The 16,774-nt window shown below is 67.8% G+C and carries 14 protein-coding genes; 9 read left to right on the forward strand and 5 right to left on the reverse strand.

Translation table 11 applies throughout. The features are described 5' to 3' along the window. The first annotated feature begins 4 nt into the window (after window positions 1-4). The 3 genes from C8D81_RS01045 to argG are packed head-to-tail and all read left to right on the forward strand — an operon-like array spanning window position 5 to window position 3,701. Window positions 5-1,018 carry a LacI family DNA-binding transcriptional regulator gene (locus C8D81_RS01045; protein ID WP_094404195.1) on the forward strand — a complete coding sequence of 338 codons (1,014 nt, stop codon included), beginning with the start codon at window positions 5-7 and terminating at the stop codon, window positions 1,016-1,018. 47 nt (window positions 1,019-1,065) lie between these two features. Beyond that, window positions 1,066-2,241, forward strand: coding sequence for a Gfo/Idh/MocA family protein (locus C8D81_RS01050; protein ID WP_133625382.1), 1,176 nt, complete (start codon window positions 1,066-1,068; stop codon window positions 2,239-2,241). Between the two features lie 41 nt (window positions 2,242-2,282). Then, complete coding sequence (gene argG / locus C8D81_RS01055; protein WP_094404193.1) at window positions 2,283-3,701, forward strand: argininosuccinate synthase; 1,419 nt, start codon at window positions 2,283-2,285, stop codon at window positions 3,699-3,701. Between the two features lie 179 nt (window positions 3,702-3,880). Here the strand turns inward: argG and C8D81_RS01060 are convergent, their stop codons facing one another. The 3 genes from C8D81_RS01060 to C8D81_RS01070 are packed head-to-tail and all read right to left on the reverse strand — an operon-like array spanning window position 3,881 to window position 6,839. Further along, window positions 3,881-4,540 carry a LutC/YkgG family protein gene (locus C8D81_RS01060; RefSeq protein ID WP_133625383.1) on the reverse strand — a complete coding sequence of 220 codons (660 nt, stop codon included), beginning with the start codon at window positions 4,538-4,540 and terminating at the stop codon, window positions 3,881-3,883. Further along, window positions 4,537-6,057: a LutB/LldF family L-lactate oxidation iron-sulfur protein gene (locus C8D81_RS01065; RefSeq protein ID WP_133625384.1), complete on the reverse strand. Its 1,521-nt coding sequence runs from the start codon at window positions 6,055-6,057 to the stop codon at window positions 4,537-4,539. Before C8D81_RS01065 ends, C8D81_RS01060 begins: the two co-directional genes overlap by 4 nt. Beyond that, window positions 6,054-6,839 carry a (Fe-S)-binding protein gene (locus C8D81_RS01070; protein WP_094404190.1) on the reverse strand — a complete coding sequence of 262 codons (786 nt, stop codon included), beginning with the start codon at window positions 6,837-6,839 and terminating at the stop codon, window positions 6,054-6,056. The genes C8D81_RS01065 and C8D81_RS01070 overlap by 4 nt, the downstream gene beginning before the upstream one ends. Window positions 6,840-6,945: 106 nt before the next feature. Between C8D81_RS01070 and C8D81_RS01075 the strand changes: the two genes are divergently transcribed. The 5 genes from C8D81_RS01075 to C8D81_RS01095 all read left to right on the forward strand — a co-directional run bounded on the left by C8D81_RS01075 (window position 6,946) and on the right by C8D81_RS01095 (window position 12,343). Beyond that, window positions 6,946-7,680 carry a FadR/GntR family transcriptional regulator gene (locus tag C8D81_RS01075; RefSeq protein ID WP_229118180.1) on the forward strand — a complete coding sequence of 245 codons (735 nt, stop codon included), beginning with the start codon at window positions 6,946-6,948 and terminating at the stop codon, window positions 7,678-7,680. Between the two features lie 52 nt (window positions 7,681-7,732). After that, the gene (locus C8D81_RS01080) at window positions 7,733-8,254 is read left to right on the forward strand and encodes a hypothetical protein (RefSeq protein ID WP_133625386.1); all 522 of its coding nucleotides are present in this window, start codon (window positions 7,733-7,735) and stop codon (window positions 8,252-8,254) included. Between the two features lie 149 nt (window positions 8,255-8,403). Continuing rightward, window positions 8,404-10,137: a 2-isopropylmalate synthase gene (gene leuA / locus C8D81_RS01085; RefSeq protein ID WP_133625387.1), complete on the forward strand. Its 1,734-nt coding sequence runs from the start codon at window positions 8,404-8,406 to the stop codon at window positions 10,135-10,137. A gap of 266 nt (window positions 10,138-10,403) precedes the next feature. Beyond that, entirely contained in the window at window positions 10,404-11,930 is a 1,527-nt protein-coding gene (locus tag C8D81_RS01090) for a hypothetical protein (protein WP_133625388.1), read from the forward strand. Between the two features lie 11 nt (window positions 11,931-11,941). Next, window positions 11,942-12,343: a nuclear transport factor 2 family protein gene (locus C8D81_RS01095; RefSeq protein WP_133625389.1), complete on the forward strand. Its 402-nt coding sequence runs from the start codon at window positions 11,942-11,944 to the stop codon at window positions 12,341-12,343. Window positions 12,344-12,362: 19 nt separating this feature from the next. Here the strand turns inward: C8D81_RS01095 and C8D81_RS01100 are convergent, their stop codons facing one another. Beyond that, entirely contained in the window at window positions 12,363-13,163 is an 801-nt protein-coding gene (locus tag C8D81_RS01100; protein ID WP_094404185.1) for an isoprenyl transferase, read from the reverse strand. A 63-nt stretch (window positions 13,164-13,226) separates the two neighbouring features. Here C8D81_RS01100 and C8D81_RS01105 point away from each other — a divergent pair, with 63 nt between their 5' ends. Further along, window positions 13,227-15,680, forward strand: coding sequence for a phosphoketolase family protein (locus tag C8D81_RS01105; RefSeq protein WP_133625390.1), 2,454 nt, complete (start codon window positions 13,227-13,229; stop codon window positions 15,678-15,680). Between the two features lie 23 nt (window positions 15,681-15,703). On the opposite strand, the gene C8D81_RS01110 is transcribed toward C8D81_RS01105, so the two are convergent. Beyond that, window positions 15,704-16,651: a hypothetical protein gene (locus C8D81_RS01110; RefSeq protein WP_133625391.1), complete on the reverse strand. Its 948-nt coding sequence runs from the start codon at window positions 16,649-16,651 to the stop codon at window positions 15,704-15,706. Between the last annotated feature and the right edge of the window lie 123 nt (window positions 16,652-16,774).

The raw sequence follows: 16,774 nt of genomic DNA on the forward strand, positions 1-16,774 counted from the left end.
GCCGGTGAGCAATGAATCGAACCGGCGACCCACGATCCGAACCGTCGCCGCCGTCGCGGGCGTGTCCACAGCCACCGTTTCCTATGTGCTGCATGGAAAACAGGGGATTCCGGAAGCCACCGCGGCGCGGGTGCTGGCCGCGGTGCGCGAGGTGGGATACCGGCCCAGCCAGGCAGCGCAGGCGATGCGTACCGGCCGCACCCAGGTCGTGCTGATCTCGCTGCAGATGCTCACCGATCCCTGGTCGCTCGCGGTCAGTGAGGCGATCAGTGCGCGCAGTCGGGCCGCCGGGCAGACCCCGTTGATCCTGGCCGATGGCGACTGGGCGGAGGCCATCGGCCGGATGGATCCGGATGTCGCCTACATCGACAGTCCGGAGACGGTCCCCGATCACCGCCGACTGCTCGGCGAGCTCGTGGACCGCGGTCAGCGGCTGCTGGTCTTCTCCGAAGAACTGGAACCCGACGGTTTCGATGTGATCAGGTCCTTGGCGCGGCCGGGTGCCCAACTGGTGCTGTCCCATCTGATCGGACTCACCGACGACGTGGCCTGTCTCACCACTCAGAGACACCTCGATCAGCTCGATTCACCGACCAGCAGGGTGCGGCCGTATGTGGACGCCGTCGCCGCGCGGCTGCTTCGCAAGCGATCGTTGACGATCTTCGACGGTACGCCGACGGGCGCCTTCGAGACCACGGTGCGGTTGCTGCAGGGGCCGAAGCCGCCGCGTGGGTTGTTCTGCATCACCGACTTCGTCGCCCTCGCCGCGATGCAGGCCGCCCAGGTCCTGGGGCTGGTGGTCGGCAAGGACGTCCTGATCACCGGGTTGGGGCACAGCCCCCAGGCCGACCAGTCGACACCGACCCTGACCACCGCCGGACCGGATGATCTGTACGCCAGGCAGGCGGAGATCCTGCTGGCCGCCGCCGATGCCGCCCCGATCCCGCGCGGCGAGGGGATCGTGCACGAGTTCCCCTGGCGCCTGCGGCCCGGGGGATCGACCGGCATGACGCGCTGACGGCGGAACTGTCCACCCACCAGAAGACGACGGAAGAAGAAGTCTCCATGTCCTTGCGAATCGGATTGATCGGATACGGGGCGCGGGCGCGGCTGGCCCGCGAACTGCAGCGCTCGGGAAACGATGCCACGGTGATCGCGGTCTGCGACCCGAGCGAGCGCGGCCAGCAGGCCGCACGGGAGGCGTACCCCGATGCCCTGGTGACCGCCGACCGCGCCGAACTGCTCGCCGCAGAACTCGACGCGGTGATGGTCTTCACCCCCGACGATGCGCACACCGACCCGGTCATCGACGCGCTGGAGGCCGGTGTCGCGGTGTTCACCGAGAAGCCGCTGGCCATCACCATCGCCGACTGCGACCGGATGCTGACCACAGCCCGCCGCACCGGCAGTCGCCTCTACGTGGGGCACAACATGCGGCACATGCCGGTGATCACGTTGCTCAAGCGGTTGATCGACGAGGGTCGGATCGGGACGGTGAAGGCGGTCTGGTGCCGGCACTTCGTCGGCCATGGCGGTGACTTCTACTTCACCGACTGGCACGCCGACCGGCGCCGCACCACCTCGCTGCTGCTGCAGAAGGGCGCGCACGACCTCGATGTGATCCACTGGCTCGCGGGGGCGTACACGCGGTCGGTGGCGGCGATGGGCGACAACGTCGTCTACGGCGAGATCACCGACCGGCGGGATCGGTCGGAGGAGCGGATGCCCGACTGGTTCTCGCTCGACAACTGGCCCCCGCACTCGCTCACCGGGTTGCATCCGACGATCGACGTGGAGGACATCGCCCAGGTCAACCTGCGTCTTGCCAACGGCGTCTTCGCCAGTTACGAGCAGTGTCACTTCACCCCGGACTACTGGCGCAACTACACCGTGATCGGGACCGAGGGGCGGATCGAGAACTTCGGCGACGGTTCGGGGGAGACCGTCGGACTGTGGAATCGGCGGCATCGCGGCTGGGCCGAACCCGACGAGACCTTCGAGATCCCCGACGGTGACGGTGGGCACGGCGGTGCGGATTCCCTGCTGGTGCGAGAATTCCTGCGATTCGTACGCGAGGGCGGGCGTACCGACACCTCGCCGATCGCCGCGCGGGAGGCCGTCGCGGCCGGTGTGCGGGCGACCGAATCACTGCGCGGCGACGGGTCGGCACTGTCGGTGCCGGCACTGCCGGCGGAGCTGATCGACTACTTCGAGCGGGGCCAGCAGGAGGTCGATCAATGATCATTCGACAGATGGAATAACTATGCGTTAAGCTCGGGGGCATGTCCAAAGTTCTGACCTCGTTGCCCGTCGGTGAGCGCGTCGGGATCGCCTTCTCCGGTGGTCTCGACACCTCTGTTGCCGTTGCCTGGATGCGTGAGAAGGGCGCGGTGCCCTGCACCTACACCGCCGACATCGGCCAGTACGACGAACCGGACATCGCCTCGGTCCCGGGCCGCGCCAAGGAGTACGGCGCCGAGATCTCCCGGCTGGTCGACTGCCGCGAGGCACTGGTCGAGGAGGGGCTGGTCGCGCTGATGTGCGGTGCCTTCCACATCCGCACCGCCGGCAAGACCTACTTCAACACCACCCCCTTGGGCCGCGCGGTCACCGGCATGCTGCTGGTGCGGGCGATGAAGGAGGACGGCGTCGACATCTGGGGCGACGGGTCGACCTACAAGGGCAACGACATCGAGCGGTTCTACCGCTACGGCCTGATGGCCAATCCGAACCTGCGGATCTACAAGCCCTGGCTGGACACCGACTTCGTCAACGAGCTCGGCGGCCGCGACGAGATGAGCCAGTGGCTCACCGAACGCGAGCTGCCCTACCGCGATTCCAAGGAGAAGGCCTACTCCACCGACGCCAACATCTGGGGTGCGACGCATGAGGCGAAGCACCTGGAGCGGCTGGACACCGGGTTGGACATCGTCGTGCCGATCATGGGCGTCGCCTCCTGGCGCGATGACGTGCAGATCGACACCGAAGAGGTCACGCTGAGCTTCGAGCAGGGCCGTCCGGTCGCCATCAACGGCCAGGACTTCCGCAACGATCCGGTCGGCCTGGTGATGAAGGCCAACGAGATCGGCGGCCGGCACGGGCTCGGGGTCTCCGACCAGATCGAGAACCGGATCATCGAGGCCAAGTCGCGCGGCATCTATGAGGCGCCGGGGATGGCGCTGCTGCACATCGGTTACGAACGGCTGTTGAACGCGATCCACAACGAGGACACGATCTCCAACTACCACACCGAGGGGCGGCGGCTCGGTCGGTTGATGTATGAGGGTCGCTGGATGGATCCGCAGTCGCTGATGCTGCGCGAGTCGTTGGTGCGCTGGGTCGGCTCGGCGGTGACCGGTGAGGTGACGGTACGCCTGCGGCGCGGCGATGATTACCAGTTCGTCGCCACCTCCGGCCCGGGGCTGAGCTATCACCCCGACAAGCTGTCGATGGAGCGGGTCGGCGACGCGGCGTTCGGCCCGGAGGATCGGATCGGTCAGCTGACGATGCGCAACCTCGACATCGCCGACTCCCGGGCGCGGCTGGAATCCTATGCCCAGATGGGAATCGTCGGTGGCGCGACCGCCGAGCTCGTCGGCGAGCTGGACGCCGGCGGTGCCAAGGCGATCGCCGGCGGCCAGGGCCCCGACGACGACCAGGAGCTGCTCGATCGCGCCGCGATGGAGTCCGGTACCGACTGAACGCTCATCCCACCCACGCTCATCGAGTAGCGAGCCATGCGGAGCGGAGCGGAGCAATGGGTCGCGTGTCGAGATGAGTCTGCTCGTGCTGGTGGTTCTTCTCGACACGGTCGCTGCGCGACCTACTCGAAGAACGCGGGTGGGGTCGCCGCGACCTGCTCGAAGAACGTGGGTGGGGGTCAGCCGGCGAGGATGACCACCAGGGTGCGCGGGCCGTGGACACCTTCGACCCGGTCGAGTTCGATGTCGGAGGTGGCGCTCGGGCCGCTGATCCAGGTCAGCGGCAACCCCTGGCGTACCGAGTCGGCGAGCCGAGCCACCGCCTCCGGGACATCGGAGACCACCTGGTCGACCCGCACCACGCAGACGTGCAGGTCGGGTACCAGGGTCAATGCCCGGCGACCCTGGTCGGGGCGGTGATCGAGCACGACCGTGCCGGTCTCGGCGATCCCGACAGCGGCCGCCGAAACCACGCCGTCGAGCCCGTCCAACTGCCGCGCCGGCAGCGGTCCGGAGTCGGCCGGATCGGTGACGATCTCGATCCCGGCATCCCGGATCTCCTGCAGCCACACCGAATCCAGTGCCTCGGGGGCGGCGATCCGGCTCGCCCCGGCGGCCTGCAGGGCGGCAGCGATCCGCTGACCGATCTCCTGGGCGGGACAGCGCACGACCTCGGCGCGATAGTCCTCGACACGTTCGGTGAACCGGCCGAGCACGTCATCCATCGCGGTCGGTCGGCCGTAGTTCCACGGCACCTCGACATCGCCCACCGGATCGGCATTCTCGACGTCGCCGATGGCCAGCCGGACCCTGGCCAGGATCTGTTCGCGTGCGCTCATGCCTGCCCCTCGCCCTGCTCGTCACTCTCGCGGTTCCGGCGCCACCACTGCCGGAAGGATTCCTTCGGCGGGACCGGGATGTCGCGGGCGTTGCTCCACGCCGAGGCGATCGGCAGCGGTATCGCGCCGATCCGGGCCCGCTTGCCGAACAGGCGGCCGGCCAACCCTGCGGCGGCCTGTCCCTTCTCCAGATTGGTGTGATCGGAGAACAGCCAATCGGCTGCCTTCATCGCGGCGCGCTCGGCCACATCCGGATGGGTCTCGGTGACCCGATTCCGCAACTCCACCAGCAGTTCCGGGATCTCGATCCGCACCGGGCACACCTCGTAACACGCCCCGCACAGCGAACTGGCGTAGGGGAGTGAGGCATCGAGGTCACTGGTCGTACCCCGCAGCTGCGGGGTGAGCACCGCGCCGATCGGCCCGGGATAGACCGACCCGTAGGCATGCCCGCCGACGCGTTCGTAGACGGGGCAGATGTTCAGGCAGGCCGAGCAGCGGATGCAGCGCAGCGCCTGCCGACCGAGCTCGTCGGCGAGCGCATTGGTGCGCCCGTTGTCGATCAGCACCACGTGCACGTCCTGTGGACCGTCCCCGGCACTGCTGCCGGTCCACATCGAGGTGTAGGGGTTCATCCGCTCACCGGTGGAGGAGCGGGGCAGCAACCGCAGGAACACCTCCAGATCCTCGACCGTGGGCACCACCTTCTCGATGCCGACCACCGAGATCAGCGTCTTCGGCAGGGTCAGGCACATCCGGCCGTTGCCCTCAGATTCCACCACCACCAGCGATCCGGTCTCCGCGACCGCGAAGTTGGCGCCCGAGATCGCCACCTCGGCGCGCAGGAACTTCTCCCGGAGATGGATCCGGGCGGCGGCCGCCAGCTCCACCGGTGCATCGCTCAGATCATCCGGTGCGGCGGCACCGTAGCGCCCCATCTCGGTGCGGAAGATCTCGCGCACCTCGGCCCGGTTGCGGTGGATGGCCGGGACCAGGATGTGCGAGGGGTGGTCGTGGCCGAGCTGCACGATCAACTCGGCCAGATCGGTCTCCCAGGCGGCGATCCCGGCCTCCTCGAGCGCCTCGTTCAACCCGATCTCCTGGGTGGCCATCGACTTGACCTTGACCACCTCGTCGGCCCCGGCCGCGCGGGTCAGCTCGATCACGATCCGGTTCGCCTCATCGGCATCGACGGCCCAGTGCACGGTGGCACCGGCCCGGGTCAGCGATTCCTCCAGCTGCTCCAGATACCGGTCCAGGTGCCGCAGCGTGCGGTCCTTGATCGCGGCACCGGCGATCCGCAACTGCTCCCACTCATCGACCTCACCGACCACCCGGGCGCGCTTGTCCCGGATCGTGGTGGTGGCGTGCCGCAGATTCGCACGGAGCTGACTGTTGCCGAGCGCTTTCCGTGCCCCGGTGGGGAATTTCGGCATCCCGAGGAAGGTGTCGGTCGGCGGCGCGGGAGTACGCCGGGCCGGCGGCTGCGGCGTACCGGCGGTGGCGGGGTGACTCATCGATCCTCCTCGGTGCTCGCCAGGATCTCGGCCAGATGGATCGGTCGGACGCCGGTCTGCTGGCGGGACAGCAGCCCGCCCAGATGGGTGAGGCAGGAGTTGTCACCGGCGACCAGATATTCCGCACCGGTGTCGAGGGTGTGGCGCACCTTGTCACCACCCATCGACACCGAGATGTCGGCGTTCTTGACCGCGAAGGTGCCACCGAAACCGCAGCACTCCTCGGCACCGGCCAACGGCAGCAGGGTCAGCCCCCGGACGGCCTGCAGCAACCGCAACGGCCGGTCCCCGACGCGCACCACGCGCAGCGAATGACAGGTCGGGTGGTAGGTGACCCGGTGCGGGAAATAGGCGCCGACATCGGTCACGCCGAGCACGTCGACCAGGAACTCCGACAGTTCCCGGGTCCGCGGCGCCACCTCCTCGACCGCGGCCGACAGGCCCTGGTCACCGGCGCGGCGGGCGAGCATCGCGTGCTGGGTGCGTACCGATCCCGCACAGGACCCCGAGGGCACCACCACATGGTCGTAGTCGGCGAACGAGTCGACGAAGGTGCGTACGCTGCCCATCGCCTCGTCGAAGTAACCGGTGTTGGTGAACGGCTGCCCGCAGCAGGTCTGGGTCATCGGGAAATCGACGCTGCAGCCCAGCCGCTCCAGCAGGGTGACCACCGCCCGGGCGGTCTGCGGATACATCGTGTCGTTGATGCAGGTGGCGAACAGGGCCACCCGGATTCCCTTGCCCGGTGAGGAAATCGTCCCACTCGTTGTCATCTCTGTCATGGCGGCATCCCGGAGTAGTGGCGCACGGATCTGCTTGGTCCGACCAATAGCGTTGAGGCAGACGCTAGACTCCCCGCCATCAGTACGTCAAGCATGGAGGAGTGCCGTGCCGGCCACGGTCAGTGACCCCACCCCCGTACCGGAACGGGGTGGTCGCAAGGCGTATGAGGTGGTGCTTCGCCACATCGAGGATGAGATCATCGCCGGCCGCCTGCAGGTCGGCTCCCTGCTGCCGCCGGAGCGGGAACTGGCCGCCAGCCTGCGCGTCAGCCGGTCCGCCGCGCGGGAGGCGATCCGGGCGCTGGAGGCGCAGGGCGTGCTCAGCTCCGGGGTCGGGGTCGGCCCCGGTGGAGGGACCAGGGTCACCGACCAGCGCTCCCGCGCGCTCGCCCGGTTGCTGCGGCTGCAGGTCGCGCTGGCCCGCTTCCCGATCGATGAGGTGGTGGAGCTCCGGGTGGCGCTGGAACGCTCGGCCGTCGCGCTGGCCGCCCAGCGCGCGACACCGGCGGCCCTCGCCGAGGTCGACCGGTTGCTGGGGCAGATGGGTGACCCCGGCATCGAACTCCCCGATTTCAACGGCCTCGACAACGACTTCCACGTGCAGCTGGCCCGCCTGGGTGGGATGACGCTGATCACCGACCTCACCGCGGCCGTCCGCGAGTCGGTGCGCCAACCGATCCTGGACTCCTCGGCGCGGATGAGCGATTGGGCGGCCTTCCGGGCCGACCTGCAGTATCAGCATCAGGAGATCCGTGATGCGATCGCGGCCGGGCTGGCCGACCGCGCCGCCGATCTGGTCGAGCAGCACATCCGGTACGCCTACGCGGTGCTGCTCGGTTGATTCGCGATCGCTTCCCCGACTTCCTCGGCGATCACTCATACAGTGGGTGCCGATGACCCGGATCGTGCTGCTCAGAGCCCTGTTGCCGGCCTCGCTCGGGCTGGCGATGCTGCAGGCGACCCTTGGCTGGCCGCTGACGAGCCAGACCAGCGGCATCGTGCGGGTGGTCGGCTTCCTGGTCTGGTTCGCCGCCGTGCTGGCCGCCATCCTGCTCTCCCAGCGGGCGCCCGACCCGCGTCGCGCCCGGACCCGGGACTGGGTCCTGGTCGTGGTCGCGCTGGTGCTGCTGCTCGGCGGCGTGTTCACCCTGGGTGCCCTGGGCGCCCCGGAACAGGCCCTGGTCGCCATCGGTGTGGCGCTGCTCGGCGTCCTCGTCTGGCGGCTGGGGGAGTCCTGGATCTCTTCTGCGGCGGCGAATGCGGGCATCCTGGCGCTGGGTTGCGGACTGTCCGGGCTGCTGCTGGCGTTCAGCCCGCTGCGCGGCTGGACCGGTCTGATCGCCGGAGTCGCCGGCGGTGGCGTACTGCTGATCCAGGGGCTGTGGTCCGCTCTCCGGACCAGGGTGTCCCCATGAGGTTCGCCGTGGGCTACAGTGTTCGCGTGGCATGGCGGGTTCTCCTCCTCCGGTGCCGCAGCGAGGCCAGCTGAGGGGCGGCCTCCTCGCTGCGGAGTCTCTGCGCGCCTCCCCGCCGACTCCCATCAGACAGCGAGGACACCAGAACCATGAGCACCCACGGCACCCGTAACCAGCCCAAGCCCGTCCAGCAGCCCAGCCCGATGCCGTTCGGCCGCTACCGCGCCTTCCAGCCCGTCGAGGTAGCCGACCGGACCTGGCCGAACAACAAGATCACCCAGGCGCCGCGCTGGTTGTCGACCGATCTGCGCGACGGCAACCAGGCGCTGATCGACCCGATGACCCCAGCCCGCAAGCGCCGGATGTTCGACATGCTGGTGGCGATGGGTTACAAGGAGATCGAGATCGGTTTCCCCTCGGCCTCGCAGACCGACTTCGACTTCGTCCGGCAGCTGATCGAGTCCGACGCGATCCCCGACGACGTGCACATCTCGGTGCTGACCCAGGCCCGGGAGGATCTGATCGAGCGCACCGTGCAGTCCCTGATCGGCGCCAAGCGCGCCAACGTGCACCTCTACAACGCCACCGCCGAACTGTTCCGCCGGGTGGTCTTCCACATCGACGAGGCCGAGTGCATCGCGCTGGCCCGTCGTGGCACCGAGATGGTGGTGAAGTACGCCGAGGAGCTGCTCGGCGATGTGGAGTTCGGCTACCAGTACTCGCCGGAGATCTTCACCCAGACGCCCACCGATTACGCCGTCGAGGTGTGCAACGCGGTGGCCGATGTCTGGCAGCCCGATGCGGATCGCGAGATCATCTTCAACCTGCCGGCGACGGTGGAGATGTCCACCCCGAACACCTATGCCGACCAGATCGAATACTTCATCCGCAACATCCGCGACCGGGAGAACGCGGTCGTCTCGCTGCACCCGCACAACGACCGCGGGACGGCGGTGGCCGCCACCGAGCTGGCCCTGATGGCCGGTGCGGACCGGGTCGAGGGTTGCCTGTTCGGACACGGTGAGCGGACCGGCAATGTCGACCTGGTCACGCTGGCGATGAACCTGTTCAGCCAGGGCATCGACCCGCAGGTCGACCTGTCCGACATCGACGAGGTACGCCGGACCGTCGAGTACTGCACCAACCTGCCGGTGCACCCGCGGCACCCCTACGCCGGTGATCTGGTCTACACCGCGTTCTCCGGGTCGCACCAGGATGCGATCAAGAAGGGCCTGGAAGCCCTGGAGAAGAAGGCGAAGGACGAGGGCAGGGATCTGCACGAGATCGACTGGGAGGCGCCGTACCTGCCGATCGATCCGCACGATGTCGGCCGCACCTACGAGGCCGTGATCCGGGTGAATTCGCAGTCCGGCAAGGGCGGAATGGCCTACATCATGAAGTCGGAGTACCGGATGGATCTGCCGCGCCGGCTGCAGATCGAGTTCGCGCGGGTGGTGCAGTCGCACACCGACACCGAGGGCGGGGAGGTGCCGGGTGAGGTGATCTGGCAGATCTTCTCCGACGAATACCTGAACAAGCCCGGGCCGCTGAAGCTGGAGCGGGCCCGCTCGGAGAACAACGGCACCACCAGGATCGACGCGACCGTGACCGTACGCGGCGAGGAGAAGCAGGTCGACGGGGAGGGCAATGGCCCGCTCTCCGCCTTCGTCGACGGGATCTCCTCCCTGGGCTTCACGGTGCGGGTGCTGGACTACAGCGAGCACGCGCTCTCGGCCGGCGGTGACGCGAAGGCGGCGGCGTACGTCGAGTGCGAGGTCGGTGAGGGTGACGACGCCCAGGTGGTGTGGGGGGTCGGCATCGACGCCAACATCATCAACGCCTCTCTCGAGGCCGTCTGCGCCGCGGTCAACCGCGCGAGCTGAGCCACGCAACCTCGAGCGGCAGACCCGGTGCAGCGAAGCGGCGCCGGGTCTGCGTGTCGAGAGGTGCCGGGCCGCTGAATCGGACGGCCTCGGCGGGCCCATCATTTGGTGAAATACAATTGGTTGGACTCCCAATAAATACTCGGGCAGTGGCAGATCAGACCTCTGACTTTGAGGTCATTTTCTTGAATTCCATTGGCGCGCTCTGACTGCTGTGCCAGACTCCGAATTGGTACCACCTCACCCCCAATTCAGGAGGCGCCACAATGGAGCGATCCCTTCGTATCCTGTGCATTCCGGCCGTCTGCCTCGCGATCGGTCTCGCTGGTTGCGTCACCCCCGCCCTGCAGAAATCGGGCCTGTCCATCAAGGATGCGGCGGAACCGCTACGCCAGGGTGAAGACGCCACAAAGAAGCTGTTCAAGTATCAGATCGACCAGCAACTGGTCACCCAATCCCCGGACAGTCGGTGCTATTACGTTCGCCCCGACGCGAAGTCGAAAGAGGTTGAAGACCGGATCTCCTGCGGTCCCTATCGGTGGCTCGGGCAACCTCCCGACCAGGCCTGGCTGAGCATGGACCTGACCTTCAAGCAGTCCGGCAAGGAGGTGACCGCCGTCGTCGGGTCCCCACTGGGCGGGTTGGAATCGACCGACACCGCGCTGCTGGTCCGCCCTGACGGGAAGACCCCTGCTGCCGAGGATTCGGTACCCGATCCGCTCGCCCCGGAGAGCACCGCCAAGAACGTCTCGGCGATGGTCGCCCCGGAGGCGCTCGCCCAGGTGAACTTCACCGATCTGCCCAAACCGCACCGGTTGATCACCCCCGCCGCCACGATCGAGGTGAGCGCGATGGCCGATCTCGACCGGATCCCCGGTGAGGTGCTGACCGTCCTCGAACCGCCGAAGTCCGAGGGTGTCGCGCCCGAATACCGGGTCGGCGCCGGGCAGAAGCTGCAGGCCTGGCGGGTCAAGGTGGGCCCGACCACCGGACATGGAGAGCCGGTGGAGGTGCCCAAGGCGTCCTCGGATGCCAGCAGCGCGCTCGGGGTCACGATCGGGGGACGCAAACTCCCGGTCAAACGGGCCCCGGCGTCCTCGGCGAGCCCGTGGCCGACGCCGAGCTCCGGTGCCGGGGTCGACACCTTCACGGTCGCCTGCGGCAGCAGCGAGTCCTACTACGGCTCCAAGACCTTTCCCTGCAAGGAATTCGCGCCGATCGACCAGGTTCTGCTGGTGATGCACGACGCTCAGCAGCAACCATCGCTCACGGCATCGGTGAACGGGTCGGAACAGGCCCTGGACCTGGCCAGCGGCGAGGTGAAGTCGTCGGTGAGCGCGGTGGACTACTCCCGGACGAACTTCACCCAGAGTGGCGGAGCAACACTCGACCCGGGAGCGATCACGGCACCGAAGGACAGTTACCGCAGCGACTGCACCGCGACCGCTGTTCGGGTGCAGAGCGTCTCGCTGTCCGGTTTCGACCCGTACGCGAACTGGGCCCAACCCGGGCGGGCATGGTTGACCGTCGAGTTCGAGAAGAAGCCGCTCGGTTACTCCTGCTCCTCCTACCGGATCGATGCCGGCAACAGTGCCGTCCTGTCGTTGGGCGGTAAGGACCAGGGTGCGAAGACCATCGACAAGGACGGTGCGCGCTACACCTTCGACGTCCCCGAGGACTTCGCGAACGGTCAGTTCGGATGGCGCCCCAGAGGTCGGGCCTCGGGATACCCGAACGACTGGGACTTCGCTGCGCCCAATCGGGCCACCATGGACATCTCCATCCCGAAATGAGGGGCACCACGATGAAGAAGAGCGCGACCTGCGCCCTGCTGGTCCCGCTTGCGGCCCTCACCGGGTGCTTCGGTCCGTCAGGCCCGGACGAGGTCGCCCAGGCGTGGCTCCGGGCGGTCGGCGCCGGAGACGCGCCGCGGGCGTGCCAGCTGAGTGCGGACTGGAAAGGCGTTCCGATCAAGAGGAACACGCCTGCCTACCGGCAGTGCCTGAGCATGATCGATGGCAACTTCACCACCCGCGGGGGTGGGGAGCGGCTGGCCAACCTGAAGCAGGCCGAGGTCACCTCGGCCAGCGTCGAGGGCGACAAGGCCACGGTCTCCACCGAGGACATCACCGGGGTGATCGATCCGGTGATCGACACCGTCACGCTGATCCGGGTCAAGAATGCCTGGTATGTCGCGCTCGACTGACCGGCCCGGCAGGGCCGGTTCAGCTGAGCTGATTGGGCAGCGCGCCACCGTAGCGCCGGTCGCGCCGGGCGTACGTTTCGATTGCCTGCCAGAGATTGCGGCGATCCCAGTCCGGCCAGAGCGTGTCGGAGAAGACCATCTCGGCGTACGCCGACTGCCAGAGCAGGAAGTTGGAGAACCGCTGCTCACCCGACGACCTCACGAACAGGTCCACATCGGGGATCTCGGGTTCGTCGAGGAACTGCCGGAAGCGGTCCTCGGTGATCCGGCTCGGGTCCAGCCGGCCCTGGCGGGCGAGCTCGGCGATCTGGCGGGTGGCGTCCACGATCTCGGCGCGGCCGCCGTAGTTGACGCAGAACTGCAGGGTGAGGGTGCCGTTGTCCTTCGACTGCTCCTCGGCGATCTCCAGCTCCTTGATCACCGAGCCCCACAGCTTGGGTCGGCGACCGGCCCAACGGACCCGGACGCCGAGGTCGTCCAGCTCGTCGCGGCGCCGGTGGATCACGTCGCGGTTGAACCCCATCAGGAACCGGACCTCGTCGGGGGAGCGGCGCCAGTTCTCGGTGGAGAAGGCGTACACCGACAGGTTCTTCACCCCGATCTCGATGGCGCCCTCGATGACGTCGAAGAGCACACCCTCACCGGCCTCGTGGCCCCTGGTGCGCGGCAGATTGCGCGCCTTGGCCCAGCGCCCGTTGCCGTCCATCACGATCGCGACATGCTCGGGAACCAGCTCGGCAGGCAGTTGCGGCGGCCGGGCCCCCGAGGGATGCGGGGTGGGCGTACGCCGCGGCGGACGCGGCACGGACTTGCGATTCACCCGGATGAGCCTAGCCGAGTGGGTATGTAGCGTGGAGACCAAGCACCCGATCCCGGAGCGATGATGAATCACAGCCCGAAGCACGATTGGAAGCGCCGCGACGCGGTCACCGCCGAGCCCGTCAGCGAACAGCAGCTGACCGCCATCGACCGATGGTGGCGGGCCGCCAACTATCTGTCGGTCGGCCAGATCTATCTGCTGGACAACCCGCTGCTGGACCGGGAGCTGGAACCCGCGGATGTCAAACCCCGGTTGCTCGGCCACTGGGGCACCACACCCGGGTTGAACTTCCTCTACGCCCACCTGAACCGGGCGATCATCGAACGGTCGCTGAACGCCTTCTATCTCACCGGACCCGGCCACGGGGGACCCGGGCTGGTGGCCAACACCTGGCTGGAGGGCAGCTACACCGACAACTATCCCGACATCACCCGCGACAGCGCCGGCATGCAGCGCCTGTTCCGGCAATTCTCCTTCCCCGGTGGGATTCCCTCGCACGTCGCACCCGAGACCCCCGGGTCGATCAACGAGGGCGGTGAGCTCGGCTACGCCCTCTCGCACGGATACGGCGCGGTCTTCGACAACCCCGATCTGCTGGCCTTCACCGTGGTCGGCGACGGGGAGGCCGAGACCGGCCCGCTGGCGACATCCTGGCACTCCAACAAGTTCCTCGATCCGGCCACCGACGGGGTCGTGCTGCCGGTGCTGCACCTGAACGGTTACAAGATCGCCAACCCGACCGTGCTGGCCCGGATCCCCGAATCCGAGCTGGTCGAGCTGATGCGGGGTTACGGCTATCGGCCGCATCTGTTCAGCACCGACGGGAAGGATCACGCCGAGGCCCACGCCCGGTTCGCCAGCCTGCTGGACGAGGTGCTCGACGAGATCGCCGACATCAAGGCCAGCGGGTCCACCGACCGACCCGCCTGGCCGATGATCGTGTTCCGCACGCCGAAGGGCTGGACCGGTCCGGAGACGGTGGACGGCAAGGTCACCGAGGGATATTGGCGCTCCCACCAGGTGCCGCTGTCCAGCGCGCGCGACACCCCCGAACATCTGGCCCAGCTGCGGGATTGGATGCAGTCCTATCGCGTCGAGGAGCTCTTCGACACCGACGGCGCACCGACGGCCGAGATCGACTCCCTGGTGCCCCAGGGGGAGCACCGGATGGGGTCGAACCCGCACACCAACGGTGGCCTGCTGCTGCGCGACCTGCGGTTGCCGGACTTCCGGGCGTACGCCGAGGAGACCAGCGACCACGGGGCCGCGATGGCCGAGGGGACGCGGCGGCTGGGGGAGTACCTGGCCGAGCTGATCCGGTTGAACCCGGACAACTTCCGCATCTTCGGCCCCGATGAGACCGCCTCCAACCGGCTGCAGGGGGTCTATCAGGTGACCGCCAAGCAGTGGGATGCCGAACAGTTGCCGATCGACGCCGATGACGGTCATCTGGCGCGCACCGGCCGGGTGATGGAGATGTTGTCGGAGCACCAGTGCCAGGGCTGGCTGGAGGGTTACCTGCTGACCGGCCGGCACGGACTGCTGAACTCCTACGAGGCGTTCGTGCACATCGTCGACTCGATGTTCAACCAGCACGCGAAATGGCTCAAGGTGACCAACCACATCCCGTGGCGGCGGCCGATCGCGTCGTTGAACTACCTGCTCTCCTCGCATGTCTGGCGCCAGGACCACAACGGCTTCTCGCACCAGGATCCCGGTTTCATCGATCATGTGGTGAACAAGAAGTCCGACATCATCCGGGTCTATCTGCCGCCGGACACCAACACCCTGCTGTGCACCTGGGGCCACGTGCTGCGATCCCGGCAGTACGTGAACGTGGTGGTCGCCGGCAAGCAGCCGACCCCGACCTGGCTGAGCATGGACGAGGCGATCAAGCACTGCGTCCGCGGCCTGGGGATCTGGGAGTGGGCGGGGACCGAGGTGCCGGGCACCGACCCGGATGTGGTGCTCGCCTGCGCCGGGGACGTACCGACCCTGGAGGTGCTCGCGGCCGCCGGGATCCTGCGCGAGGAGATCCCCGAGCTGAAGGTGCGGGTGGTCAACGTGGTCGACCTGATGCGGCTGCAGGATGAGAAGGAGCATCCGCATGGGTTGAGCAGCCGGGATTTCGACACCCTGTTCACCCCGGACCGGCCGATCATCTTCGCCTACCACGGTTATCCGTGGCTGATCCACCGGCTGACCTATCGGCGTACCGGGCACTCGAACCTGCACGTCCGCGGATACAAGGAGGAGGGCACCACGACCACGCCCTTCGACATGGTGATGCTCAACGATCTGGATCGCTACCACCTGGTGCTGGACGTGATCGACCGGGTACCCGGGCTGGCGACCCGGTACGCCGGCTTGCGGCAGCGGATGCAGGACGCCCGGCTGGACGCCCGGGCGTACACCCGCGAACACGGCGAGGACATCCCCGAGGTGGCGCAGTGGATGTGGGGCGATGCCGGCGATTCGACCCAGAGCCCCACCGACACCGCCGGCGACAACGAATAGTCACCCCCCGAAGATGTCAGGGGTTATGCACAGTCCCGCGCCTCAGGACGCTGAGATCTCCCCCAGGAGATGAGCGGGGCAAGCCGCCTGACCACCCGTGAGAACCCGGAGCGGGCGTCCTCGGACGAGGCCAGGACCACCGTCCAGCCCTCGCCGCGGAACGCCTCATCGCGCTGGATGTCCACCCCGGCGCGTTCGGGGCAGAAGTGGTGTTCGCCCTCGTACTGGAGCGCGATCTTCCACTGCCGGTAACCGACATCGGCGGTCCAGCCATCGGGTCGGTCCGGGTCCAGGGGCACCTGCAGACCCGGTTCGGGCAGCCCGGCGCGAATGATCGCCAACCGCAGTCTGGTCTCCTGTGGCGAGTCGGAACCGACCCGGATCCAGGGCAGCAGGTCGCGGGCTCGGCGTACACCGGGACGTGAGCCGTTCGCATCGACCACGACCTGCAGTTCGTCGAGCGTGGCCCAGGGCTCGGTACGGTCCTCGAACCGGGCTCGCGGGAGGCGTACCAGTTGATCACCCAGGCAGATCGCCTGGTCTCTGCCGAGAACTCGCAGCAGATCGAACCAGGTCCTGGCCGGGGTCAGGATCGGGAGGCCATCGAAATCGCTCAACTCCGCCTCGGTCAACCGCTGGCAGTGCCCGCGTACGCCCTCGCGTTCCACCGACCAGCGTGTGCTCCGAGCGGTGAGGTGGATCAGCGGGTCGTCGGTCAACCGGCTCGGCACGTGCAGCCCATACAGCGTCGCCGCGGTGGCATGGGAGACCCAGTTCTTCGGTGCGAGGGCGAGCAGCGGGCGCAGTCGCGCGCGCAGGTCGGGTTCCTCGGTGCCGCGATAGCGGATTCCGTAGCCACCATGGGTCAGATCCTTCGCCCAGAGCCGGTTGCGGCGTACGCCGAGCGCGGCCGCTTCCCGGGTGGTGAACGTGGTCGGCAGGGCGGTTGGGAGCTCTTTTCTCATCGTCATGCAGCACTGTGGTGCGGATCGGGCCGGATCGTGCACCGCTGTCCACAGGCCCGGGGCGGTGCACGTGGTCATCCACAGGCAAACTCGTGGGTCCAACCTCATGGTCGGGATACCTTGCGACCA

Source organism: Enemella evansiae (assembly GCF_004362375.1).
In the GTDB taxonomy this organism is placed as follows: domain Bacteria; phylum Actinomycetota; class Actinomycetes; order Propionibacteriales; family Propionibacteriaceae; genus Enemella; species Enemella evansiae.